The sequence below is a fragment of the Hymenobacter psoromatis genome (assembly GCA_001596155.1).
Classification (GTDB): domain Bacteria; phylum Bacteroidota; class Bacteroidia; order Cytophagales; family Hymenobacteraceae; genus Hymenobacter.
Map to the genome: position 1 here is coordinate 42,434 of CP014769.1, position 23,610 is coordinate 66,043.

24 protein-coding genes and 1 pseudogene are annotated in these 23,610 nt (G+C 61.7%); 15 read left to right on the plus strand and 10 right to left on the minus strand.

All coding sequences use genetic code 11. The annotated features are described in order from the left end of the window. Window positions 1-37 precede the first annotated feature (37 nt). The 3 genes and pseudogenes from A0257_22525 to A0257_22535 all read left to right on the plus strand — a co-directional run bounded on the left by A0257_22525 (window position 38) and on the right by A0257_22535 (window position 3,138). The gene (locus A0257_22525) at window positions 38-943 is read left to right on the plus strand and encodes a pyridine nucleotide-disulfide oxidoreductase (GenBank protein AMR25471.1); all 906 of its coding nucleotides are present in this window, start codon (window positions 38-40) and stop codon (window positions 941-943) included. A gap of 52 nt (window positions 944-995) precedes the next feature. Then, the gene (locus A0257_22530) at window positions 996-2,093 is read left to right on the plus strand and encodes an alkene reductase (GenBank protein ID AMR25472.1); all 1,098 of its coding nucleotides are present in this window, start codon (window positions 996-998) and stop codon (window positions 2,091-2,093) included. A gap of 74 nt (window positions 2,094-2,167) precedes the next feature. Next, window positions 2,168-3,138: pseudogene (locus tag A0257_22535) on the plus strand (integrase). A gap of 195 nt (window positions 3,139-3,333) precedes the next feature. Here A0257_22535 and A0257_22540 read toward each other — a convergent pair. From A0257_22540 to A0257_22565, 6 genes are all read right to left on the minus strand, one after another. Continuing rightward, window positions 3,334-3,762 carry a hypothetical protein gene (locus tag A0257_22540; GenBank protein ID AMR25473.1) on the minus strand — a complete coding sequence of 143 codons (429 nt, stop codon included), beginning with the start codon at window positions 3,760-3,762 and terminating at the stop codon, window positions 3,334-3,336. Window positions 3,763-4,071: 309 nt separating this feature from the next. Continuing rightward, the gene (locus A0257_22545; protein AMR25474.1) at window positions 4,072-6,549 is read right to left on the minus strand and encodes a peptidase M1; all 2,478 of its coding nucleotides are present in this window, start codon (window positions 6,547-6,549) and stop codon (window positions 4,072-4,074) included. Window positions 6,550-6,990: 441 nt separating this feature from the next. Then, window positions 6,991-7,911 (minus strand): AraC family transcriptional regulator, encoded by a 921-nt coding sequence (locus tag A0257_22550; protein AMR25475.1) that lies wholly within the window; start codon window positions 7,909-7,911, stop codon window positions 6,991-6,993. Window positions 7,912-8,082: 171 nt separating this feature from the next. Continuing rightward, the gene (locus tag A0257_22555; protein AMR25476.1) at window positions 8,083-8,967 is read right to left on the minus strand and encodes an NAD-dependent dehydratase; all 885 of its coding nucleotides are present in this window, start codon (window positions 8,965-8,967) and stop codon (window positions 8,083-8,085) included. Between the two features lie 102 nt (window positions 8,968-9,069). Then, entirely contained in the window at window positions 9,070-9,513 is a 444-nt protein-coding gene (locus A0257_22560; GenBank protein AMR25477.1) for a hypothetical protein, read from the minus strand. Window positions 9,514-9,755: 242 nt separating this feature from the next. Then, entirely contained in the window at window positions 9,756-10,121 is a 366-nt protein-coding gene (locus A0257_22565; GenBank protein AMR25478.1) for a hypothetical protein, read from the minus strand. 235 nt (window positions 10,122-10,356) lie between these two features. Between A0257_22565 and A0257_22570 the strand changes: the two genes are divergently transcribed. The 7 genes from A0257_22570 to A0257_22600 all read left to right on the plus strand — a co-directional run bounded on the left by A0257_22570 (window position 10,357) and on the right by A0257_22600 (window position 14,860). Then, a complete protein-coding gene (locus A0257_22570) occupies window positions 10,357-10,956 on the plus strand; it encodes an FMN-dependent NADH-azoreductase (protein ID AMR25479.1) in 600 nt (199 codons plus the stop codon). A gap of 186 nt (window positions 10,957-11,142) precedes the next feature. After that, window positions 11,143-11,649: a glyoxalase gene (locus tag A0257_22575; GenBank protein AMR25480.1), complete on the plus strand. Its 507-nt coding sequence runs from the start codon at window positions 11,143-11,145 to the stop codon at window positions 11,647-11,649. 44 nt (window positions 11,650-11,693) lie between these two features. Beyond that, window positions 11,694-12,065, plus strand: coding sequence for a hypothetical protein (locus A0257_22580; GenBank protein ID AMR25481.1), 372 nt, complete (start codon window positions 11,694-11,696; stop codon window positions 12,063-12,065). A 58-nt stretch (window positions 12,066-12,123) separates the two neighbouring features. After that, complete coding sequence (locus tag A0257_22585) at window positions 12,124-12,318, plus strand: hypothetical protein (protein ID AMR25482.1); 195 nt, start codon at window positions 12,124-12,126, stop codon at window positions 12,316-12,318. A 13-nt stretch (window positions 12,319-12,331) separates the two neighbouring features. Continuing rightward, complete coding sequence (locus tag A0257_22590) at window positions 12,332-12,829, plus strand: hypothetical protein (protein ID AMR25483.1); 498 nt, start codon at window positions 12,332-12,334, stop codon at window positions 12,827-12,829. 108 nt (window positions 12,830-12,937) lie between these two features. Next, entirely contained in the window at window positions 12,938-13,813 is an 876-nt protein-coding gene (locus tag A0257_22595) for a hypothetical protein (protein ID AMR25484.1), read from the plus strand. 168 nt (window positions 13,814-13,981) lie between these two features. Then, the gene (locus A0257_22600) at window positions 13,982-14,860 is read left to right on the plus strand and encodes an NAD(P)-dependent oxidoreductase (GenBank protein ID AMR25485.1); all 879 of its coding nucleotides are present in this window, start codon (window positions 13,982-13,984) and stop codon (window positions 14,858-14,860) included. A gap of 365 nt (window positions 14,861-15,225) precedes the next feature. On the opposite strand, the gene A0257_22605 is transcribed toward A0257_22600, so the two are convergent. Together A0257_22605 and A0257_22610 are read right to left on the minus strand one after the other, a co-directional pair. Further along, window positions 15,226-15,834 carry a hypothetical protein gene (locus A0257_22605; GenBank protein ID AMR25486.1) on the minus strand — a complete coding sequence of 203 codons (609 nt, stop codon included), beginning with the start codon at window positions 15,832-15,834 and terminating at the stop codon, window positions 15,226-15,228. An 18-nt stretch (window positions 15,835-15,852) separates the two neighbouring features. Next, window positions 15,853-16,680 (minus strand): MBL fold metallo-hydrolase, encoded by an 828-nt coding sequence (locus A0257_22610; protein AMR25610.1) that lies wholly within the window; start codon window positions 16,678-16,680, stop codon window positions 15,853-15,855. A gap of 194 nt (window positions 16,681-16,874) precedes the next feature. Here A0257_22610 and A0257_22615 point away from each other — a divergent pair, with 194 nt between their 5' ends. After that, on the plus strand, window positions 16,875-17,231 hold the full coding sequence (locus tag A0257_22615) for an HxlR family transcriptional regulator (GenBank protein AMR25487.1): 357 nt from the start codon (window positions 16,875-16,877) through the stop codon (window positions 17,229-17,231). Window positions 17,232-17,574: 343 nt separating this feature from the next. Here A0257_22615 and A0257_22620 read toward each other — a convergent pair whose 3' ends face one another. Beyond that, a complete protein-coding gene (locus tag A0257_22620) occupies window positions 17,575-18,201 on the minus strand; it encodes a hypothetical protein (protein ID AMR25488.1) in 627 nt (208 codons plus the stop codon). Window positions 18,202-18,646: 445 nt separating this feature from the next. Between A0257_22620 and A0257_22625 the strand changes: the two genes are divergently transcribed. The 4 genes from A0257_22625 to A0257_22640 all read left to right on the plus strand — a co-directional run bounded on the left by A0257_22625 (window position 18,647) and on the right by A0257_22640 (window position 22,447). After that, window positions 18,647-19,684, plus strand: coding sequence for a hypothetical protein (locus tag A0257_22625; protein AMR25489.1), 1,038 nt, complete (start codon window positions 18,647-18,649; stop codon window positions 19,682-19,684). Between the two features lie 143 nt (window positions 19,685-19,827). Further along, window positions 19,828-20,718, plus strand: a complete 891-nt coding sequence (locus A0257_22630) for an NAD-dependent dehydratase (GenBank protein AMR25490.1) — start codon at window positions 19,828-19,830, stop codon at window positions 20,716-20,718. A 72-nt stretch (window positions 20,719-20,790) separates the two neighbouring features. Further along, window positions 20,791-21,231: a hypothetical protein gene (locus A0257_22635; GenBank protein ID AMR25491.1), complete on the plus strand. Its 441-nt coding sequence runs from the start codon at window positions 20,791-20,793 to the stop codon at window positions 21,229-21,231. Between the two features lie 238 nt (window positions 21,232-21,469). Next, window positions 21,470-22,447: a hypothetical protein gene (locus A0257_22640; protein ID AMR25492.1), complete on the plus strand. Its 978-nt coding sequence runs from the start codon at window positions 21,470-21,472 to the stop codon at window positions 22,445-22,447. Between the two features lie 284 nt (window positions 22,448-22,731). Here the strand turns inward: A0257_22640 and A0257_22645 are convergent, their stop codons facing one another. After that, on the minus strand, window positions 22,732-23,466 hold the full coding sequence (locus A0257_22645) for a hypothetical protein (protein ID AMR25493.1): 735 nt from the start codon (window positions 23,464-23,466) through the stop codon (window positions 22,732-22,734). Window positions 23,467-23,610 lie beyond the last annotated feature (144 nt).

A 23,610-nucleotide genomic window follows, 5' to 3' on the forward strand; every position in this document is an offset into this window, starting at 1 on the left:
GCTGGGAACAGCATTTCACTCATCTCTTTCCCATCTCATGGAAAATTCTCCTGACTACGACGTAGTAATTATTGGCGGCAGCTACGCGGGCCTATCGGCCGCGCTAACGCTGGGACGCGCCATCCGGCGGGTGCTGGTGCTCGACAGCGGCCGGCCTTGCAACCGCATGACGCCCCACTCGCATAATTTTCTGACCCAGGACGGCCGCACGCCCGCCGACATCGCGGCGCAGGCCCGCGCCCAGGTACTGGCCTACCCCACCGTGCAGCTAGTGTCGGAAACGGCCGTGGCGGCCCAGGGCACCGACCACGACTTCACGGTGACGACCGACTGCGGGCGGACCGTGCGGGCGCGCAAGTTGCTGTTTGCCACCGGCGTGCGCGACCTGCTGCCCGCCAGGCCCGGCCTGGCCGAGTGCTGGGGCATCTCGGCCATTCACTGCCCCTACTGCCACGGCTACGAATACCGCGACCAGCCCACCGGCATCCTGCTCAACGGCGACGCGGCGTTTGAGCAGGCGCGGCTTATCCGGAATTGGACGGCCCGGCTCACCGTTTTCACCGGTGGCGAATCGACCATCGGGCCGGCGCACCGGCAGCAGCTGGCGGCGCTGGGCGTCGAAGTCGAAACGAGCGCCGTGCGGGAGCTGGTTCACCAGCGCGGCTACCTCACCCACCTGGCGCTGGCCGACGAGCGCCGGGTACCGTTGGCGGCCCTCTACGTGCGGCCGGCGTTCGAGCAGCACTGCCCCCTGCCGCGCGCGTTGAGCTGCACCCACACCGAGGCGGGCTACCTGGGCGTGGACGAGGCCCAGAAAACCAGCGTCGCGGGCATCTACGCGGCCGGCGATGCCACGACCATGATGCGCTCGGTCAGCTACGCGGTAGCGGCCGGTGTCAAGGCTGGGGCGTTCCTCAACCACGAGCTGCTCGGCCCGGCGTAGTGCGCCGGTTTTCACCCCCCCCCATCTTTTCCATCCAGCTTTTCGCTTATTCATGTCTTCCCAACCGCTTCTGACACCCTTTCACTCCGGGCTGCTCACCCTAAAAAACCGCGTGGTCATGGCCCCGATGACGCGCAGCCGCGCCAACAATGCCGCCCAGCTGCCAAACGAGCTGATGGTGGACTATTACCGCCAGCGGGCCACCGCCGGCCTGCTGATTACGGAGGGCATGTACGTCAACCGCGCAGCGGCCGGCTACATCAACGTGCCCGGCCTCTACACGCCCGCGCAGGTGGCGGGCTGGCGGCCCGTCACCGCCGGCGTGCATGAGCTGGGCGGCACCGTCTTCGCGCAGCTCTGGCACGTGGGCCGGATGTCGCACCCCGACCTGCTCGGCGGGCAGTTGCCGCTGGCCCCTTCGGCCATAAATCCGCACGATAAAGTGTACACGCCCACCGGCTTCCAGGAGACGGTAACGCCCCAGGCCATGAGCCTGGACCAGATTCAGCAGACCATTGCCGACTTTGCCCAGGCGGCCCAAAACGCCCTCGCGGCGGGCTTCGATGGCGTGGAGATTCACGCGGCCAACGGCTACCTGTTTCACCAGTTTTTCAACGCCCCCAGCAACACCCGGACGGATGCCTACGGCGGCTCGGTGGAAAACCGCGCCCGGCTGCTGTTCGACGTGCTCGACGCCACCCAGGCGGCGGGGGTGGACCTGCGCAAAGTCGGCGTGCGCCTTAACCCCTCGTTTTACGGCCTCTTCGGCACCACCATCGACGCGCAGACCATTCCAACGTTCGACTATATCGTGCGGCGGCTCAACGACTACGACTTAGCCTACCTGCACCTGTGCGAGCCGTTTATCGACGTAAGCCAGGTGCCCTTTGCCGAGCCGCACATTGCCCGGCACTACCGCCCCCTCTACAAGGGCACGCTCATCATCAATGGCAGCATGACGCAGGACAAGGGCAACGCGCTGCTAGCGGCGGGCGAGGCTGACCTGGTATCCTTCGGCACGCTCTTCATTGCCAACCCCGACCTGGTGGCGCGTTTTGCCCGGCACGCCCCGCTGGCCGAAGCGGACAAGGCCACCTACTACACGCCGGGAGCGGCGGGCTACACCGACTACCCGGCGCTGGCCGGGTAGCCCGTAGTAACGGCTAGCTGTATAGTCCCAAGGAGTGCTGGTGTATTTTCCGGGCTGGAATTTCGCACAGACCTATGGTACAAGTACTCCACGGCAGCGCCCGCACAACGGCGGCCATACGGCGCGCTATCCAACATAGCCAGGAAAGCCTACAAAGCTTAGCTACGCCTTATAGCATCAACCCTAAGACAGTGGCCAAGTGGCGCAAGCGCCCAAGTGTGCTGGATGCGCGCATGGGTCCGGAACCGATGTCGACGGTGCTGAGCGCCGAGCAAGAAGCTATTGTCGTGACCTTTCGTCGGCACACCTTGCTAGCGCTGGACGATTGCCTGTATGCGCTACAAGCCACGATTCCACACCTGTCCCGCTCGGCGCTGCACCGTTGCTTTCAACGCCACGGCAGTAGCCGCCTGCCCCTAAACGAAGACGGGCAAAGTGAGCCGAAAAAGAAATTCAAGGATTATCCCATCGGCTATCTACACGTCGATTTCGCGGAAGTGCAGACCGAAGAAGGCCGCCAGTACCGCCCAAATGCTTCATGCGCATTTTCGTGGCTATTGACCGCACCAGCAAAGTTGCTTTTGCCGAACTGCATCCGCGGGCCAAACGGGTCGTGGCCGCCGAATTCCTGCGGCGCGTGCTCGACAAGCTACCCTATAAAGTTCATACCGTGCTGACTGATAATGGCGTGCATTTCACGCCCCAGCCGCACCAATTCCTGCCGGGTGGGCACAGTTTTGACCGTATCTGCCGGGAATACGGCGTGGAGCACCGCCTGACCAAACCAGCCCACCCGTGGACCAACGGTCAGGTCGAGCGCCTGAACCGCCCGATTAAGGAAGCGACTGTTCAGCGCTTCCACTACCAGAGTACGAACGAGCTCAACGAGCACCTGCAAGCCTTTCTACTGGCCTCTAACCACGCCAAGCGTCTGAAGACCTTACGCGGGCTCACCCCACACGAATTCGTCCGTGCTCAGTGGCAAAAGAACCCGACTATCTTTACCCGAGACCCGACCCACCTCACGCTGGGACTATACAGCTAATGCCTGCAAACGGCTGGTGCAAGGTGTGATTGTGTGCTGAAATTGTCTTTGCCTCAACCAATATTTATTCCAGGCCCTTGTGACTGAGCGCTAGGTATATAGTCCCCAGGCACAGTGGTGGGCCGTTTACAACTGAACTTCACCAACACTTATGGGACAAACCGGGGGTTGACCAAACAGCTGCCACTATTTCACCTACCGGGCCTTTTCATCGCTTCTCGCCATCTGGCGCACGGCGGCGGCCAGCTCGGGCGGGGGTAGGCACAGCTTGCGCTGGGCCAAATCAAACCAAGCTCCCGCCACCATGACGGTGGCGGCGACCCGGCCGTTAGCTTTGTAAATGGTGTGCAGCACGGTCCAGCGACTACCATCCTCGCTGAAGCTCACCAAGCGACCATCCACTCGGATGGCTTCGCCCACGTGCACTTCTTTGAGAAAGTTAGTTTCTTCCCGGAAGGTGACTGGACCCAGGCGCAGCTCGCTGAACTTTTGCAAATCGAAGCCGTGCGTACGCAGGAAGGCCACGCGCTGGTCGGTAGCAAAATCGGCGTAGGCCGAGTGGCGCATGTGGCCGTTGGGGTCCATTTCCGCCCAGCGGACCTGGTAGGTAGTTGAGTCATCCATCGTAGAGAGTTAGGGGGTTAAGCGGTGAAAGTGCATTTTATCTCGGCAGGTGCACTACTAAAGAGAGAAGACTTGTTTCGGAATAAGATACGGGTGAATTTTTTCGGTCCTTTGGGCAGCTGGGAAGCCCTTTCTGCTTGGCCAAGTCAGTAGCCGCTCCTTTTTGGAGCTACCGCCGTTTCTCGCTCCAAGTACTGCGAAGAAAACAACTGATTTCTTATGCAGAAACAAGTTTAGAAGTTAAAAAGGCCGCTGGAAGCTCACTAGCGGCCTTTTTAACTCTTAATTTTTCACTGCCTATTTTGCTTGCTAAATTTGCTGGATGGCGCGTGCCAGGGTTTGGCGGTTTTCGGGGACATCGGCGCTGTGGGCATTTTCCTTCAGGCTATTTTGTAGCAGGCCGATGATGACGTGGTCGGCGCCCTGCGACTTGTACTGGATGCCGATGGCCTGGAGGCGGGCCACGTCTTCGGCGAACAGTTTGGGCTCGCTCAGGCGCGGCAGCATGGCAGCCAGGCCCGGCAGCAGGCCCACCTTCGCGGAAATGGGGGCCGCGTCGAATTTCTCGCGGATGTAAGGCCACTGGGCCCCGCCGCCGGCCACGGCGTAGGTGGCCACCACGGCCTGGGTCAGGGCGGCGTGGTCGTCGCCCTCCAGGGCCTGGGCTTTGGCCAGGGCCTGCGGGGGCGCTACTTCGGCCAGGGCTTGCAAGGCTGCGCCCTGCACGGCGTAGGAACGGGTACCGGCCAGGTACCGGGTGAAAACGCCCGCGTCACGCTTGTCCTTGAGCTGGCCCAGGGCCCCCAAAAGGGCGGTTTGCACGGCGGGATTCTGCTCGGTGGCGAGCCGCTTGCGCAGGGTGGGCGCGGCGGCGCTGGCCACGGCGTTGTTTTTCAGGTCGAGGCTTTGGGCGGCAGCTCGGCGCAGGTCGTAGAACTTGTCGTTCAGGGCCCCCAGCAGCAGGGCGCGGGCGGCGGGGTCCTTCGCCTGGGCGGCTTGGGCGGCGGCCAGGGCCTCGCGGCGGTCCACGTACAGCGGCGCGTGGGCGTACTGGTAGGCGTAGGCGCTAAAGGGCTTGTGGTCGGTTTTCAGCCACACCAGCTTCTTCTCGGCATCCACGTTCACCAGGGCCGGCGCGGCCGCCAGGGGCATCTCAAACGTCTGGCTGGCCTGGGTCAGCAGCACGCGCTGGCGCTGGACTTTGCCGTTCACATAGTAGTCGATGGCCAGCGGCAGCCGGAACGGCTCGCCCGGCTGGGTCTGCGTCAGGGTAACGCGCTGCACCCGGCGGGCCGCGTCCCAGGCGTAGTCGATGGTGACGAGCGGGTGGCCGGCCCCGAAGTACCACTGGTTGAAGAACCAGTTCAGGTCCTGGCCCGACGCGGCCTCCATCGCCAGGCGCAGCTGGTGGGCCTCGCCGGTGCCCAGGGCGTTGTCTTTCAGGTATTTCTGCAAGCCGCCAAAGAATACGTCGTCGCCCAGGTACGTGCGCAGCATATCCACCACGGCCCCGCCCTTCTGGTAAGTCACCACGTCGAACACGTCTTCCTTGGTGGCGTAATGGAAGCGCACGAGGTCCTTGGCCGCCCCAGTGGGGTTGGCGAGGTAGCGGCGCAGATTGGCGTAGGTATGGTAGTCGGCGGCCTCGCGGCCGTACTTGTGCTCGGCGTAGAGCCCCTCCGAAAAGTCGGCCATTGACTCGTTGACCGTGATGTTGGACCACGATTCGGCCGTCACGTAGTCGCCGAACCACTGGTGAAACAGCTCGTGCGCAATCACCGACTCGCCTGGGTACTCGCGGTCGAGCAGTTCCCGGGCATCCAGCTGCACCTGCTCGCCGTGCAGGGTAGCGGTGGTGTTCTCCATCGCGCCGCTCACGTAGTCGCGCACCACAATCTGGGCGTATTTATTCCACGGAAACGCCACGCCCAGGCGGTTGCTGAAAAACTCCAGCATATCGGGCGTGTTGCCGAAAATCTGCTTGGCGAAGGGCGCGTACTTGGATTCGAGGTAATAAGTGACCTCCTTGCCGCGCCAGGTGTCTTTGTAGATTTTGAAGTCGCCGACGGCCATCATGAACAGGTAGGGCGCGTGGGGCAGGTCCATTTGCCAGGTATCGGTGCGCAGGCCGGGGCCGGCGGGCACCTGGCTCACCAGGCGACCGTTGCTAAGCGTCACGTACTTACTGGGTACGGTCATCGCAATTTCTTCGGTCGATTTTTGGTTGGGCCGGTCGATGGTCGGAAACCAGGCCGACGCGCTTTGCGTCTCGCCCTGGGTCCAGATTTGCACCGGCTTACCCGCCACCGCGCTGTCGGGATTAATAAAGTACAAGCCCTTAGCATCGGTGATGGCGGCCGAGCCCTTCGCCTTCAGCTCGTCGGGCTTGGCCACGTAGTCGAGGTACACGGTATAGGCCTCGCCGGGCTTAAAGCTGCGCCCCAGGCTGACGTAGAGGTTGTTCTGGTCGGTGTACGTGTACTGGAGCGGGATTTGCCGGGTGCCTTCCAGCAGGGCCACCACCTGGATGTCCATGCCCTGTGCATCGAGCCGCAGCGAATCGGTGGGGTAGCCGTGGGGCCGGAGCGTCACCCACTCCTGGCCGTAGAGGTAGCGCTTGGCGTAGTCAAATTTCACCGCCAGCTTGGTATGTACCAGGTCGTTGACCTTGGTCGCCGAGGCGCGGTAGGGCCCCACGAGCTGGCCGGGCGGAGGTGGCGTGGGGGTTTGGGCCAGGGCAGGGGCAGCCAGTAGGCCCAGCAGACCTAGGGCGTAAGCGTACCTCATCGGAAAAATCGGGGAATTGTAAGGGGTCAAAGATGCAGTATTTAGCAGGAGCGCTGCGCGGGGACCCTCTCCGCGGGTGCGGGGGCTACCCACCCGCCAGCCCCCGCACCCGCTGGCCTCGCAGAGGCTTACCGGGGTCGGCTAGGTGTTCCGTCATCCGATTCGCCGCCACCGTTAGGGTCAACTGGCGACGGACCTGCGCCAGGCCGTTCCAATTAGGAAACGTCGTGTTCAGGATGCGCGCGCTGTAAGAAGTGCAGTGTGGCCCTTCAAAAAACAGCCGTGAGCGGCACCCTGATGGGAGATTATTATTAGCTACTGCTGGGGCATGAGTTGGAGGTGCAGACGCATCAGAGGAAGCGTTTAACATGCCTCTGGAAATAGCATTTTGCCCCAAAATGAATTCGCCAACAGTATCCCGTTGTAACGAGAACCCCACACTCAATTAAAGGACTGCCGAAAGGCCAGCGGTGACAGGTTGGTTTTGCTTTTAAATAAGCGACTAAACGAGGGCGCGTGCTCAAACCCCAGTTGATACGCAATTTCGCCGACGGAAAGCTCCGTGGTGGAAAGCTTTTCCTTGGCCCGTTGCAGCAAGTGTTCGTGGATGTGCTGCTGTGTGGTTAGGCCGGTCAGCACCTTGAGCATTCCGCTCAAATAATCGGCCGATACGTGGAGGGCTTCGGCCACGTAACCGACCGTGGGCAAGCCTTTTTGACTGAGGTCGTTGCCAATAAAATAGGCAGCTAGTAATTCTTCCAACCGATTGAGAAGCTGGTGGTTGGCTACTCGGCGGGTGATAAATTGGCGCTGGTAGAACCGCTCGGCGTAATGGAGCAACGCTTCCAAATGGGAGATGATGATGTTTTGGCTGAACGGGTCGATGTTGGCGTGGTACTCCTGCTCGATGTAGTGCATCAGCTGGGTAACGGTTGCTTCTTCTTTCGCCGACAGGAATAAAGCCTCATGGACCGAATAAGCAAAGAATTCGTACTGCCGGATTTTCTGGCTCAGCGATGTTTTCCAGAGGAAATCGGGATGAACCAGCACCATCCAGCCGGCAGGCAATTGGGTGGCTTCTTTTTCTATTTCGATGCCAAAAACCTGGCCGGGTGCCATAAAAAACATCACCCCTTCGTCAAAATCATAGGTTTGCTGCCCGTACTTAAACCGGGCGTTGAACACTCTTTTTAACGAGATGGCATAAAACTCAAAAACCAGGCTCACCGGCCCCGCCACTACAGGCGGTTGCACCGCTTCAATCCGCACCACGCTGAGTAAGGGGTGCTCCGGCGGGGGCAGCCCCATCAACCGGTGGTATTCCGTAATCGTTTTGAATCGGTAGAGCTGGCTGAAGGACATCGGACAATATGCTTACTGGTAGTACACGGCCGCAAACTCCTGGGCAAAATTTGTCATTTTTACGTTTCTCCGCACTGCTGACTGGTTGCGGTGATAATCGGCATCGACCAGGCCGGTACGTACAGCGGCCTGTATTTCCACTATGCCCGTCGCAATATGCGGCCCAGCGCGTTATTTCTGGGCGATGGCGGCGTAGGCGGCGGCAAATTCCTGGGCGAAATCGATTAGCTTAACCTGGCCCAGCACCGGTCGGTGGCGGCGGTACTGTTCAAGCACGACCCCGCTGTGAATGCCCGCTTGCATAGTCACGATGCTGGCGGCGAGTTGCGGCGGCAGCCCGGCCAGTTGTAGCCCCTGCTGCATTTGCTGGTCCGTGATGGTCACCCAGGGCAAATCGGGCTTCCCGATGGCAGTGCCCAAGATGCGGGCCGCTTGCTGGCAGCTCATTTCCTCACTGGCCACGTAGCGCACGGTGTGGCCGGTCAGCGGGGTTTCCAGTTCTTCGGCCGCCGCCGCCGCAATGTCCAGCGGAGAAACCAGGACAATCGAGTCTTCGCCCCCAAAGTTGGCGGCAATATGGCCCTGCTCTAATATCATCGGGAGCAGCCCGTAGAAGTTGCTGTAAAAATAGGCCGGCCGCAGGTGCGTAGTGCCGACCCCCGCCAGCTCGTTGAAAGCGTTTTCGATACTCGCCGGGCCGAGCACCCCCGCCGTCCAACCACTCAGCAGCACTACGCGCCTGATGCCGGCCTGCTGGATGGCCTGCTGGATGGCCTGCAGATAGTTTTGGCGCACTTGCCGGAAATAGGCTCCCTGGTCAGCCGCTGCCAAGTTAAACGGTATCATGCAATAGACGGCCTCGGCCCCGGCGAAGGTGGCGGCCACAAACGGCCCGTCTTCGATGGAGCCAATGGCCGCCGTCGCCCCCAGGGCTTCAATGGCGGGTTGTTTCTCCGGCTTGCTGCTGACTAGGGTAACAGCATGGCCTTTTTGCAGGAGTTCTTTGGTGAGGGGCTGGCTGATGTTGCCCAGCGAGCCGGTTACGACGATGTTCATGGTTCTTCTATCTTGAAATTCCCGGCGCTTCGGCGGGCGTAAGGAGCCGCGCAGCCCCGATGCGGGCGGCCTTCCGGTGGATGTTGTGCTTTCCGGGAGGCGCTACCCCCTTGGTAGCCCGGTAAGGTCTTCGCTCAGGTGCCACAGTTTTTCGCCCAGCAGCGGGTCGTACCGATTATTCAAGGGAACGACCTGCATTTTGTCGTCGAAAAAGACCCCGTTGGCTTGCGCCGCCTCCGGGGCCGTCGCCAGGTATACCCCGACGTCGCAGGTGTCTTTCTCCCACGGCTTTAGGAGTACCGTGAGGGCCTTTAGCCACCACGGCGCGTCCTGCACCAGCTGGGAGGTGATTAAGCCGGGATGGAAGGCCACGGCCGTTACGCCGGTGCCTTCCAAGCGTTTCGCCAGCGCGAACGTGAAATAGATGCGGGCAAACATGGCCTGGGAAGTCGCCCGCATTCCGCTGTAGTTCTTCGCCAGCTGAATATCCTGCCAATCGAGGGTGGGGTGCTGGAGAAATTCCAGCAGCGAGGCTTTTTTGAACATTGATTGCTGAACAAGTATCCTGAACCGTTTCCGCCCGCTTACGGCTGCAAAGCCGTCCTATTAGGATGTTCAGTCAAACGAGGATTTATTTAGGACCCGCATAATAGTGGGAACGAAAAACAACGACGGAGAAAGTCGGTCAGCCTGGGTTAAATTAACCTGGATTTATGCTGGGCGGGGCGACTCTTAAAATGACCCTCTCAATGAAAACTTGAGCTGCGGCCTTCCCTAGTTTGCGTTACCTACTCCGACACTAACGTAGCGTTGAGGGCTTCTAAATGGCGCTGATGCTGTATGCCCCACTCTTTTAAAACCGCAATAACGGGGTCGAGTGAGTGGGCGTACGGTAAGACACTGTAGTCCACCACTACGGGAGGGCCGGGGGAGACTGTGCGGGCGATGAACTGATGCGCTTCCAAGTCCTTGAGCTCCTTAGCCAGCACCTTCGTGGAGATGCCCGGCACACTACGCTCCAAACCGCGAAAATGCCGAGTGCCCGCCAAGAGCGCGACAATGATTTGGAGCTTCCACTTGCTGTTGACGAACAGCGAAGCGTGGCGCAGGGCTTCCATCGTGAGCGAGCATTGAGCGGTATCGGAACTGGTCATGGAAAGGGAAGAAGAGAGGGCGAAGTGACTAAACTGGCTGATTACCTGCGAGTAATCAGGCTACCGACTGGTAATCTGTAGTTGCCAGAGGGACCGAACAAACCGCAAGCTGATTCCATTAAGTAATCAGCATACCAAACAGTAAACTGGGCCGCTTGGTTGGCGGGCGGCGTTTGGCAACCCGGGCAGCCCAGGGACATAGTTCTCCTTTTTCCATTTTCATCTTCCTTTGACCATGCAGATTCTGCAAATCATCTCCAGCGCCCAGGGCGCTAATTCGTACACCACGCGCCTCAGCCAGGGCATCATCGACAAGCTGCAAGCCGCGCATCCGGGCAGCACGGTGGTCGTGCGCAACCTAGCCACCCACCCGTTTCCCCACCTCGAAGAAGCCCACCTGCAAGCCTACTTCGCGCCCGCTGAGGGCCGCTCGCCCGCGCAGCAGCAGGCCGTGCGCCACTCCGACGAAGCCATTGCGGAAGTCATGGCGGCCGATGCCCTGGTCATTGCGGTGCCGTTCTACAACTTTACCATTTCCTCCTCGCTCAAGGCGTGGCTCGACCACCTGACGCGGGCCAACCTCACGTTCCGCTACACGGCCACCGGGCCGGAGGGGCTCATTCCGGCGGGCAAGCAGGTGTATTTGGCATTGGCCAGCGGCGGCATCTACTCGGAAGGCCCCCTGCAGCCCTACGATTTTGCCACGCCTTACCTGCGCTTCATGCTTGGCTTCCTGGGGCTCACCGACATCACCGTGGCCCGCGCCGAAGGCGTGAAGCTGCCCGAGTTCCAGCCCACCGCTTTGCAAAAGGGGATTGACAGCGTAATGGTGTAAATAATTAATTATCAGAACTTTACTACTTAATTAAACGTAAAACGCAGCACTTCCCGCACTCGATGTTACGCGTCACTTGGGTTTGTTAAGCGGGAAGGCTCTTTTCTGAAGCAACCAAAGCGACTCCAGTCACTGCCGGCGCAAAGGCGCGTGACAGCAAGTACAAAACCCTTTCACTTCGTGGCCATGAGTACCCAGCCTACCTCCGTTCCCTATACCGTGCCCGCTGGCACGAGCATCGGCCATATCCACTTGCAAGTAACTGACCTCAACCGAGCGCTGGCTTTTTACCGCGACCTGCTAGGCTTCGAGGTGATGGTGCACGCGGGGGCGGCGGCTTTCCTGTCGGCCGACGGCTACCACCACCACATCGGACTCAACACCTGGCACAGCCGGGGCGGCCGGCCGGCCGAACACGAGGGGGTCGCGGGCCTCTTTCACGCCGCTATTCTGTATCAGGACCGAGCCGGGCTGGCAAAGGTCCTGCGCCGCCTGAATAAGGCCGGCTATCCGCTCAGCGGGGTGGCCGACCACGGCGTGAGCGAGGCCCTGTACCTGGACGACCCTGATGGCAACGGCCTGGAATTGTACTGGGACCGTCCGCGCGACCAATGGCCGGTGGATGCCGCCGGCAAGCTCACCATCTACACCCACCCGCTGGACGTGCCGGGCCTGCTGGCGCTGGCCATGTAGCGTAAGTACTTTTTAATCAAACACTTAATTAACGACCAATTGCCATGAGCGACCAACCTCAGCCTGCCAACCACCTCCTGAAAGTGAGCTGCCTGCTTACGCGCCGCAGCGACCTGACGCACGAGGAATTTTTCCGTTATTGGACGGAAAAGCACACGCCCATGCTGGCCAAGCCGCAGCCCGGGGCCCCGAAGGTGTACCGCTACGTGCAGCTGCATCCCCTTACGGAGACCGTACCCGGCTTAAAGACGGCCCCTTACGACGGGGTGGCCGAAATCTGGTTTGCTAACCTGGCTGATGCCGCGGCCATGTTCACCTCCGACCACTACAACACGGTAGTTGCGGCCGACGAGGAGCACTTCCTGGACCGCGCGAAGACGGTCTTCCTCTACGCCCACGAGAAGACCATCATGTAAACCGGCCCGCTGCCTGGCAGCGGCGGCACTTGATGGGGGCTTACCCGATTGTTTTTCGATGAGCATTTTCACTTCCCTGGTCCGGCAGGTAACGCAGCAGGCCACCGTGGTGCGGGCCGAGCAGCTTGCGGCCCACGCCTACCGCATCACCCTGACCGGCCCGGCGTTGCAAAACTGGACCTACACCCCCGGCCAAACGCTGAACGTCTTCTTCGGTTTGGCGGCGGCCGGGGGGGGCTGCCAGCCTGCGTAAGCGCACCTACTCCGTGTGGGGGTATCATGCTGACCAGCGAGCGTTAGAACTGGCCGTCTGCACCTTCTCCGATGGGCCGGGCGCGCAGTGGGCGGCGCAGTGCCGGCCCGGCGACCCGGTGCATTTTCACGGGCCGGGTGGCAAATTTCTGCTCGACCCCGCGGCCCCCGCGCACGTGTTCCTAGGCGACGTTTCCTGCCTGGCGCACTTCTACGCGCTGCACCGGCAGCTGCCGCCCGACGTACCGGTCATCAGTGTCATCCATGCCCGCCACCGCGCCGATGTCTTTGCAGACCTGGACGGCCGCCTACCATTGCACGTGGAAGTGGCGGCTACCTTCTCGGCCGCGCAGTATGTGCGGGCGGCCGAAGCCCAGGGCCTTCGCCAACTATCCTCGGCCCAGTTATACTGGGGCGGTCCGGCCGCGACGTGCGTAGCCGGGCACCGGCTGCTTGAACGCGAGTGGCAGTGGCCCGCCGCTCGTCTCAAGACGAAGCCGTTCTGGAAGTAACCCGTGGCTGACCGAAGAAGGACTAGTCACCAACGACCTGCCGGCCCAGTGGTTGTCCCTACCTACCCCTACCCGTACCAAACTCGTACCTAAAGCCAATTGTCACGCATGGAAAATTCCTCGCTGCCCGCGATTGATAATCAGTATGGCTCCGCCGAGCTGCTGACGTTCTTTCAGGCGTATTTCGCGGCCAAAAGTGCCCGGCAGTTGCCGGAAACGATGCGCTTTTTTGCGCCCGCTATGCTCACCTACACCGATGCCACCCTGGGCCAGCAGCTAAACGGCTTCGCGGCGCAGCGTCAGTTTTTCAGCGAGTACATGGCCAAGTGGCCCGCCACGGCCCGCAGCTACCCCACGCGGCTCTACGGCCACGGCCGCCGGGTGGTGGTGGAGTTCGTGGACTCGCCCGAACTGTTCGGCAGCGAAGTGCGCCCGCTCGGCATCGTGGACCTGGACGCCGCGGGCAAAATTGTGCGCTGGGTGGACTACTGGAACGGCCGGACGTTCCCCGGCGCGCTGTACCAGCAATTGCGCACCCCCCCGGCCCCGGCCCCTACCCCTGTTCAGCCGCTGGGCGGGCCGGGCACCGGGCCGGGGCTGCACGATGCGTTTCCGCGCGGCGACGTGGCGGCCATCACGGCGGCGCTGGCCACCGACGCCGTGTGGGAAGACCAGGTGCTGAACCTGGCCGTGCGGGGCCGCGCCGAAATTAGCCGGCTACTGACGGCCATGCTGGCGCATCTGCCCTACGGCCAGGGGTCGCGCTGGACCACGGCGCTGCCGGCGGCCGGGCAGAGCGGCGGGGCCGAATGGGTAGCTGCGGCGGCGTGGCCTGCCGTGCAGGGCGTGCTGGCCATTGGCTGCAACCCGCAGGGCGAAATAGCGCGGTTGGCCGTGATGTACGACGGCCGGCTGTGCCCCGACTCTGCTTTACAAGCGCTGCTGGCCGCCGCTACCGCGCCGAACGAAACTCCACCCACCTAACGCTGCCTCCTCCGTTGCCCCTCCCCAACAGCTGCCTTTTTAGGCGTTTGTGGGGTAAGGCAAGAAGGAATCCCCAAACGCTCGTCCATGCGGCGTGGTACCAAAAACCAGGCGGTAAAGCGCCCCATCATTTCAACAAATTTTCCACCCAATTAACCACCCAATAACATGATTTTAGTCACAGGCGCAACCGGTCAATACGGCACGAAAGCCATTGAGCATCTACTGAAGAAAGGCATTGAGCCGCAACGCATTGCCGCCCTGGTGCGAGATGCTGCAAAGGGCCAGAAACTCCAAGACCAGGGCATCGAACTGCGCGTCGGCGATTACACAAACGTTGACGCGCTGGTGAAGGCCTTTCAAGGGGTAGATACGCTCTTGCTGGTTTCCAGCAACGATAGAGAGGCCGTAGAAAACCGCACCGCGCACCACGTGAACGTCATCAAAGCGGCCAAAGCGGCGCAGGTGAAGCACCTGGTGTACACGTCATTTGTCACAAAGCCGGGCTTTCAAGACTCGGCCATCGCTGATTTCCTAACTTCTCACGCGGAAACCGAGCAGTTTCTCAAAGACAGTGGCCTGACCTACACCATCCTCCAGAATGGCATCTACCTGGAGATGATTCCCATCTTCGCGGGAGCCCAGGTAGCCGAGACCGGCGTCATCCTGTTTCCCGCTCAGGCAGGAAAAGCCAGCTGGGTGCTGCGGGAGGAACTAGCCGAAGCCGCCGCCCACGTATTGACCACAGAAGGGCATGAAAACCAGACGTATGTGCTGGCCAATACCGAGGCGACTTCTTTCCAGGACATTGCCCAGGACCTTTCCCGCAGCTTAGGCAAGGAAGTTCGCTATCAGTCGCCCCCGGTCGAAGAGTTTCAAGCTACAATGCAGCAAGCCGGCGTGCCGGAGGTTTACATCGGCATGTTCACGACGTGGGCCAGCGCGGTGGCGCAAGGGATGATGGATGTCCAGGATTCGACCCTGGCAGCGTTCCTGGGCCGAGAACCAACGACCACGGCGCAGTTCATCACGCAAGTTTATGCCTAACAGAAAGGCCGTGCAGAACGCAGTTTTTGCACGGCCTTTCTCGTAAAAATGGAAGCCACCCGGTCGAGGAAGCTCACGTCAAACACCTGTCTACTAACCGATACGAACACATTAATCGGCTAGGCAGATACTTCTTCGTCAACCTTGCGCACCTTGACCCGCCGTACCGCCGCCTGCTTCACCATCTCAGCGGGCCGGTGACTTAGCATGTAAGTCCGCCCTTTAGGAAAAAGAATTCTAGTAAAGACCGAGGACCTACCCCGCGACTACCTGAACCTGGGGCCGCAGTCGGCCGGCTACAACCTAAAGGCGGGCCTCTTTCAAGCAGCTAGGCCCTAAGCTACGCCGCGCCGAATCCACGTACCTCACGGCTTGGGCGCGCCGATGGCAAAGGCATTGAGCAGGGCCGAGGTGACCAGATAATGCCCGATTAAGTGAACCAGCTCGACGACCCCGGTCGGCCCAAACGCCGCGACGGCCTGCTGGTAGAGGTCGTCCGGCACCTGCTGGCGGGTCACCAGCGCGTGGGTGAAGCGGTAGGCGGCGGCCTCCGGGGCCGCCAGGTCCGCCGGCTCCCTACCCTCCTTGATTGCCTCTATCGTCGCCGGGCTCAGGCCCGCGCTCAACCCCATTGCTGAGTGGGCATACAGCTCGTAGGCCGCGTGCCAGGCGGTGGCCACCGTCAGGCTGACGAGCTGCCGGAGCGGCGCGGAAAGCGAACTGTGCTGACTTTCCGCGTCTATCCAGTCGAGGAAGCCCCGTCCCAGCTGCGGGCTGTAGAGGAGGGCGTTGAAGGGCCCCAGAAGCCGGCCATCGGGCAGCTCCGCCTGAAAGTCAGCCTTTTTGGTGCCAATCTTGGTGTCCCGCAGGTACTGGTGCAGGGCCAGCTGCTCCGGCGTCAGGTCCGCGGGGCGCAGCAGCGGCAGGCGGCCGCCGAGTCCGGCATCCGGGTTGGCTTCAGGAAAGGAAGTCATATAGCAGTGAAGAACTGGTTAGGCCCCGATGAGGTAGCGCAGGGCCGGGGCGATGAACTCGGTGCGCTCCCAGGTGGGGCGCTCGTGGCGCACCACGGGTTCGAGCTGCTCCACGGTCTGGCTGCCCTTGGCCGCTGCCGCAACTTGGCGCAGGTCGCGGAGGTAAGCGCGTATCTCGCCGGCCAACTCCGGCCCGCCCAGGTTGCCGTGGCCGGGCACCAGCAGGCGCGAGCCCTGCGCCTGAATGTCGGCCAGCACCGTGTCCCAGGTCTGCAAGTCGAAGTCGGCCCCGTCGCTCATGGGCGGGTAAAACGGCACGATGGGAAACATGCGCTCTTCAATCAGGTCGCCCACGAAGGTGATGCCCTGGTCGGGAACGGTAATGGTCTGGTCGCCCGGACTGTGGGCGATGCCCCAGGTACGGAACTCGACCTGCCGGCCGCCCAAATCAAGCACGGCGTGGTCGCCCTTGTACACCTCGTCGGCCAGCGTGATTTGAATGTCGTCGAGCAGCGCGCCGCCGCCGGGTGGCAGTATATAGCGGAAGCCGGCCAACAGGTCGCTGCCCCGGCGCGCCAGGTAGTCGCGCTGGAGCTTATTGTAGTAGATGTTGGCCTGCCCTTTAAAGGCCTGCGCCCCGAAGGTGTGCTCGGGGTGGGCGTGGGTGACGGTGAGCACCAGCTGGCGCTGGCCGGCGATGGCCCGCGCGGCGGCGAGCACGCGGCGGCCCGATTCGGACGTGAGGCCGCAGTCAATCACGAGCACGGTATGCTCGCCCTCCACGATGCCGATGTTGGGCACCAGGGGCACGCGCTTGTCCGGGATAAGCCAGACGCCGTCGGCGATGCGGCACGGAAACCGGGCATCCACGATGGGCAGGGGCGGCTGGGCAACGAGTTCGGGGGCGGGGGTAGGGACGGCTTCCGGGGGCTGGCTCATGAGGATTGAGTTAAGTAGGGTAGTCCGGCAAAGGTCCTTACTTTTACTTCCCGAAAGTAAGTAGTTACCCGAACGTAAGTAGCTACCTAAACTAAAGCGCCATGATTTTAACAGAGGGAAAAACGAAGCACGTGGCTTGTCTGGGCGAGATGCTCCCGATTCGGGACGCGCTGGAGGTGGTCGGCGGTAAATGGAAAGTCTTGATTTTGACCTCCATTATGCAGGGCAACCGGCGGTTCACCGAAATACAGCGGAGTATTCCCAAACTCAACCCCAAGGTGCTATCCAAGGAGTTGAAAGACCTGGAAGAACACAAGCTGGTCGAACGGGTGGTGCACGACGACTACCCGGTGCTGATTGAATACCGCGCCACCGACTATTCCCATTCGCTGAAACAGGTAATGCTGGAGTTGCACAGCTGGGGCGTCAATCACCATAAAAAGCTATTCGCCAAGTGAATTGCGCGTCGCCGCAGTCAGGGCCGTGGTTGCTTGGCGGCGCAACTGCGCAGCGCGGCTAGTAACCGGGATTGATAAGGCAAGCTGCTCAAAAGCAACTGATTGGGAAATCTACTTGCCGTCGGCAACTCACCCGTAAAATTTGAGAGCATCAAAACGTGGGGGGCACTCCTGCTCCAGCTCAAGTGGTTACTGGTTATACTTTTATCTAGACCATGCTACAATTCTGATTGCCCCACGCTTTTTGATGCTCTCCTTTGTGGGGGCGGCGGACGAAGGCACCCATCACCCCGCGGGGGATAATCAGGGCTTCTTTCTGACTTTTCAGCCAGTAGCCAGTGCCCTAACCGACGCTGTTTTTCAGGGGCACCAGGGCGGCCACCGCGCGGCGGATGGGTGCCAGGTCCACGGCGGGGCTCGCGCCTAACTCTTCCGACCACGTGGCGGCGGGCTCCGCCACGCCAAACAGGGCGCGCGTAAAACGCGGGTAGAGCAGCTGGCCCAGCAGGTCCTGCGCGAGCTGCTGGCTCGCGTCGGTTTGCATACCGAGCTGTTCGCGCAGGAACTGCGCCACGCGCGCCTGCACGGTCTCGAACAGGGCCTCGTGCAAGCGCCCGGCACCCTGCGGAAACCGCTCGGCCTCGGTGATGGCCAGCCGGCACAGGCGCAGGGGCTTGCTCGACAGAACCGTTTCGAGAAAGCGGGCGCAAAACAGCACCAGCGCCTGCTCGGGGTCGCGGGCATAGTCGGCGGGCCCTTGCAAGTGGTCCAGCTGCAAGTCCAGCACGAGGTCGAAGACGGCCAGGAATAGGTCCTCCTTTCGCACAAAGTGGGCGTAAAGCGTGCGTTTGGTCGTGTTGGCGTGCGCGGCAATGCGGTCCATCGACGCCCGCTCGAAGCCCACCTCCAGGAACACGGCCTTGGCGGCGTACAGCATCTGGGTTCGGAGTTCGGCACCGCGTTTGGCCATTTTGTTTACTGAATAAGGAATTGATGATTTGTCGGCAACTGGGCTTTTGGGTAACCACTCGCTTTGCGTAAAACCTAAACCGTCTGGTGCCTGGGTATCCGTCCGGTTTACTGGTGGGCAGTGCAAAAATCAGGCTTCCTGCGGTATTAGCGCCAAGTGCCCTTAACCGACTTGTTTCCGCGGAAACGCGAAGATAATTTATTTTGCCCTGCAACCAGTAAATATACTACACCGTATAGTATATTTGCGAAGCAATTATTCTTGCTCTCGCCCTCTTTCCCAAGGGACTTTGCCAGGGGAAAAAGGGCAGAAATCAAGGCAAGAATCGCTAAAATCAACCAGTAGCGCGGGGCCCAGGCACCGGACCTTCAGGAGTTGCTAATGCCCCCGCAAAGGTAATGGCCCCCGTGCTCTTCAGTTTTTCACCCTTTAGTAGCAAAACGAGATGTTTGAGAAAATACTAGACGGGCTCCTCCAGAATTCTCCCACGGCCACGCGGCTGCTGGGCGCGTTGGGTACCCAGCCCCCCGTCGACCCGTCGGGCATTCGCGCCAAGCTGATGCTCCAGGCGGCTTCTTTTATGATGACCGAGCCGGACTGGCAGTTTCGGGAAACGCGCATCGAGCTGCGCAGCCAGGCCGGGGAGCCGGGCGTATTCCGGCTTTTTGGCGCTAATCATCCCGACTCCATTGTGGAAGTATTTGAGCGCAAGCTCGATATATCCATTATGAACCCAGGGGCCATTCTGCGCATGGCGCACCTCGGCGTGGGCTTGTTCGCGCAGCCGATGCAGGTGGCCACGATTGCCGTGCTGCCCCACTACGACCAGTTGGGCTTTGCCATCAGTAAAGCCTCCGGCCTTCAGTCGCTCGACGATATCCGGGAGCAGCGCTACCCGCTGCGCCTTTCTACGCGCGGCTCGATGGACTACAGCACCACCCGGCTCGTGGAGCTGGTGTTGAAAGCGCACGGCTTCAGCTACGCCGATATTATTTCCTGGGGCGGCAGCGTGTCCTACGACCAGCCCATGCCCGACGATGCGTCCCGCATCGGCAAGGCCAGCGAGGGCGGCCTGAATGCCATTTTTGACGAAGGCGTCATCCTGTGGGCGAATAAAGTGGAAGACGCCGGGATGCACTTCCTGCCCCTGGCCGAGCACCGGCTGGCCGAGCTGGAACAGCTGGGTTTTCGGCGCGGCACCATCGAAAAAGAACGCTACCCTGCCCTGCCCGCCGACGTGCGGACCGTGGACTTCAGCGGCTGGCCCGTCTACTGCCGCCTTGACACGCCGGACTTGCTGGTGCGCAAGTTCTGCCAGAGCCTGGAGGCGGGCAAGGCGGACACGGTCTGGCACATCGGCGGCCGCCAGCAGGCCGACCTACCCCTGGCGCGCATGGTGGTCGAATCGCCCGAAACGCCGCTGGACGTGCCGTTGCACGCCGCCGCCCGGCAGTACTGGACGGAACAAGGCTACCTCCAGTAAGGCCGCCTCCCCCACGCCGGCCAGACGCTCCCCTCGGCCGGGCGCCGCTAGGAACACGGCGCGTAGCCTCGGCGGCCGCTCATCGGCAACTGGCTGTATAAGAGCTAAAACCAAAACATCAACTCATTCAACACCCTCCAATCATGAAAATTGTCATCACCGGTTCGTTAGGAAACATCGGCCAGCCCCTCACGCAGGACTTGGTGCAAAAAGGCCACTCGGTCACCGTTATCAGCAGCAAGGCGGACAAGCAGTCCGCCATTGAGGCGCTGGGTGCCACGGCCGCCATCGGCTCGCTGGAGGACGCGGCTTTTCTGGCTTCGACCCTGGCCGGGGCCGAGGCCGTCTTCGCGATGGTGCCGCCCAACTTTGGCGCGCCTAATCAGGTCGCCTACTACCGTGGCATTGGCCAGAACTACGTGCAGGCCATTGAGCAGGCGGGCGTAAAGCGGGTCGTGCATTTGAGCAGCTACGGCGCGCACCTGGACAAGGGCACCGGCTTCATTCTCGGTTCGCACAACGTGGAAGGCCAGTTGAATGAAATTGCCGGCGTGGCCCTCACGCACCTGCGGCCGGGCTATTTCTACACCAACCTCTACGGCTTTGTCGGCATGATAAAAGGGTCGGGCATGATTGGCAGCAACTACGGGGGCGATGATAAGCTGGTGATGGTGCACCCGCGCGACATCGCCGCCGCCGCCGCCGAAGAGCTGACCACCCCGGCTACCCCCAGCCAGCACGTGCGCTACGTGGCCAGCGACGAGCTGACGGCCACCGAAGCCGCGCACATTCTGGGGGCCGCCATTGGCCAGCCGGAGCTGAAGTGGGTCACCTTCACCGACGAGCAAACCCAACGCGCGATGGAGCAGCGCGGAATGCCCGCCCACGTCGTCGCCAACTTCGTGGAGATGGGTGCCAGCACCCACAGCGGAGCCCTGCGCGAGGATTATGAGCAGCACAAGCCCGCGGTGATGGGCCAGACCAAGCTGGCCGACTTTGCCCCGGAATTTGCGGCGGCCTACCAGAAAGCCTGAATGGCTAACGCGGCTTAAAGACCAGCCGCGGCCATCGTTGTACATATCACCCCGTTTCTCCCTAAAAATCTGATGAAACTTTCTGAAAAAGGCCCGCTGGCACCCGTGCCCACGCTGGCCACCGTGCTCGAACCGGTGTCGCAAGCCATTCAGGGCTGGCCCGGCATCATCGCCGCCGCCCACTGGGACCTGTACCGGGTGGGCGAAGTGGTGGACGGGGCCGATTTTTACCTGGGTGAGGAAGAGTTGGGCCACCTGCACCTCAGCGGCGACGTGCACCTGGCCACCAGCCCCGCGCTGGGGCAGGCCCTGGTGGCCGGCGGCTGGGCCCGGCCCATGTGCTTTGGCGGCGTGCAGTACCGGGGCTGGACGGAGTTCCGGGTGCGCACGACCGCCGACGCGGCCCACGCCACCTGGCTGTTCGAGCTAAATTACCAGTGCCTGCGCGGCCGGCCCGAGGCCGAGCTAGTGGCGGAAATCGCCGGCCGCCAACCCGTGGCACGGCGGGGCTAGTCGCCAAAGGGATTGTTGTGCTGCTAGTAAGGGGGTAGGGAAGGACGGCAACGCACTCCTTGCACGCCCGGCATCGTCGGTGCTTTAGGCGCACGGGGCGCTGCATAACCAGCAAAGGGCTTTTCCTACCCCCTTCAATACTAGAGGCTGTCTCGTAAGGGACAGCCTTTTTTAACCGCACTAAACAAGTAATTGAACGATTAAACGCATGAAAATCATTGTTTTAGAGGAACATTGCATGACGCCGGAACTGGCCCAGGCGCTAAGCGCGCTGCCTCCCGAGCAGGGCGACGACCTGATGCGGCTGTTTTCCGACGAACAGCTGAGCGACCGGCTCCTGGACCTGGGCGAGGGCCGACTGCGGGAGATGGACCGCATTGGACTCGACCTGATGGTACTTTCCATCACTACGCCGGGCACCCAACTGCTGCCCGCGGCGCAAGCGGTGCCCCTGGCCCGGCAGGCCAACGACCGCGTGGCCGCCGCGGTGCGGGCGCACCCCGACCGCTACGCCGGGTTTGCCACGCTGCCGACCCCCGACCCGGCCGCCGCCGTGACCGAGCTGCAACGGGCCGTGCAGGAGTTGGGCCTGTGCGGGGCCATGATTCACGGCCGCACCGGCGACAAGTACTTGGACCACGCCGACTTCCGGCCCTTGTTGGCGATGGCCGCCTCGCTCGACGTGCCCGTGTACCTGCACCCGCAATTGCCGCCCCGCGCCGTGCGGGCCGCCTACTACGACGGCTTTGGCCCCGAGTTAAGCGCCCTGTTTGCCGCCGCCGGCTGGGGTTGGCACCTGGATGCGGGCGTGGCGGCGCTCCGGCTCATGCTGGCCGGCACCTTCGATGCGCTGCCCACCTTGCAGGTGGTGCTGGGGCACTGGGGCGAGATGCTGCCTTTCTACCTGGAGCGAACTGCCGTGCTAACGCCGTTGCTCAAAGGCCCGCAGCACAAAGGCCCGCAGAAAACAATCGCCGAGTACCTCCGCCAGAATTTTTACGTCACCGGCAGTGGCCAGAATACCACGGCCTATTTGCTGCGTGCCGTCGAGGTAATGGGTGCCGACCGGGTGATGTTCTCCACGGACTATCCCTACTGCTACGCCACGGAGGACACGGGCAGGGAATTTCTGGCCCAGGCGCCGCTCAGCTTCGACGACAAAGCCAAAATTGCGCATCGCAACGCCGAGCGCCTGCTCAAGCTGCCAGCAAGTTGACCCTGGCGGCCTGCTCAGCTGAGTCAGCCCTCCCAGCGCCCCCACGGCGGCCTAGCTAATAAACCGCTTTCTGAATAGACTCACCGCCTTAGGTATGGCCAGCAGGAAGGTCAGCGCGTGAAGGGATTACGAAAACCGATGCCCGGAACTGGTTTACGCACTGCGGTTACTATATACACTTATATGCAATCTTCTCTAAGGCAGCCATTTGACTTGCGCAAGCGCGGGACCTAAGTGGGTGACACGGGGCTTGGCCAGCAGCCGGCTTTGGACGGGGAAATGCGCTACCAGGGCAGCTGCTCGCCGAGGTGAAAGAACCCACCGTTCGGGCCGTCGGGGCCGCTGGTGGCCAGGGCCACGGCCGTTTTCGCGCCTTCCTGCACCGTTATGGTCCCCGCGCCGTTGAGGTCGGTTTTGACATCGCCCGGATGGGCCGAATTGGCGTGGTGCGGCCCGTTCCGCCACTGCCAGGCGTAGTGGATGGTCATCATGTTGACGGCCGCCTTGCTCGTGTCATAGGCCAGCATTTTTTGGGTAGCGTCCTTGAACGGGCCGGCCGGGTCGGTTTGCTCACCCAGGCTGCCCGTAATCGACGAAGCATTGACCAGCCGCGCCGCCTCCGCCTTTTCCAGCAGTGGCCAGAACGCCCGCGTGACCTGGTGCAGGGCAAACACGTTGATTTCAAACGTGTCGCGCAAGTCGGCCAGCGGCAACTGCGCGGGGGGCGTCTCGGTATCGGCCTTCACGAACATGCCCGCGTTGTTGATGAGCACGTCGAGGTGGCCGTGGTCGGCGGCTACCTGCTGGGCGGCGGCCTCCACGGAGGCGGCATCGTTGGGGTCAAGCAGCAGAAAGCGGGCGTCCAGCCCCTCTTTCTGAAGCTGAAGCGCGGCGGCCTGACCTAGCTTCGCATCGCGCGCGCCGAGGAGCACCGTCAGGCCGTGGTCGCGCGCCAGCTGGCGGGCGGTTTCGAAGCCAATACCCTTATCGGCTCCGGTAATGAGGGCGATTTTTGCCATGTTTGCGGTTGGTTTTGGAGAGTAAACCCAGTATTACCTCGTTGATGATGAAACAGTTTCATTTGCGGCGGTGGCCTATCAAGTCTTGGTAACCGCTTTCCTTAGCCAGGCTCACCAACCGGTTGCTTTTCAGGGTCGTGAAAA